Origin of the sequence: Prevotella sp. C561, assembly GCF_000224595.1 — a bacterium.
GTDB lineage: Bacteria > Bacteroidota > Bacteroidia > Bacteroidales > Bacteroidaceae > Prevotella > Prevotella jejuni.
In genome coordinates this window covers 1-653 of record NZ_JH114209.1, presented here as the reverse complement: position 1 = coordinate 653, position 653 = coordinate 1, and the positions used below count along the sequence as shown (strand labels likewise).

Below are 653 nucleotides of genomic sequence, written 5' to 3'. Positions count from 1 at the left end.
GAAAGAAGGTATCAAGCATCGAGGACGAAGGTGCATAGAATCTGAAGCTATTTTTGGACAAACAAAATATAATAAAGCCTACAAGAGGTTTAGGCATTTTGGAAAAGACAAGGTCAATATGGACTTTGCCTTCTTTGCTATAGCCTTTAACATAGGGAAAATGTGTAGAAAAACCAATCTCAAGGAACTAAAAGCCGTTATGGAGGTACTTTTAGTCACCTTCAGATGCTTTATACAAGTTTATATAGGTTATTTAAAGCCCAATAAATCATTTTATATGAAATTAGCAGCATAGCTGCAGTAAATAACGAATTATGTGGTAGACAAGGTAAAGGAAGAATAGAAAAGAGGATGTATCAATTTTGACACACCCTCTCTCATAAAAGAAGGCAGCCACCTACTCTCCCGCATTGCATTGCAGTACCATCGGCGCAAACGGGCTTAACTTCTCTGTTCGGAATGGGAAGAGGTGGGACCCCGCCGCAATAACCACCTAATATTTCTCTCGGTTGACTAGTTCACAGTTGACAAGTTGACTAATTATTTGCCTTTATTCTTGTCGTCTTTCTGTCTTCTTATCAGTAGCTCCGTTGTTAAACATTGTCCATAGAACTAATAACTTGTTTACTCGTTATCTTGTCAACTCGTCTACT

1 protein-coding gene and 1 rRNA gene are annotated in these 653 nt (G+C 38.3%); one reads left to right on the top strand and one right to left on the bottom strand.

The genetic code is table 11. The features are described from left to right. The coding region (locus tag HMPREF0666_RS15985; RefSeq protein ID WP_009013439.1) for a transposase at positions 1 to 295 on the top strand (295 nt) is incomplete at its 5' end. Between the two features lie 89 nt (positions 296 to 384). Here HMPREF0666_RS15985 and rrf read toward each other — a convergent pair. Continuing rightward, positions 385 to 497, bottom strand: a 5S ribosomal RNA gene (rrf, locus tag HMPREF0666_RS15980). Between the last annotated feature and the right edge of the window lie 156 nt (positions 498 to 653).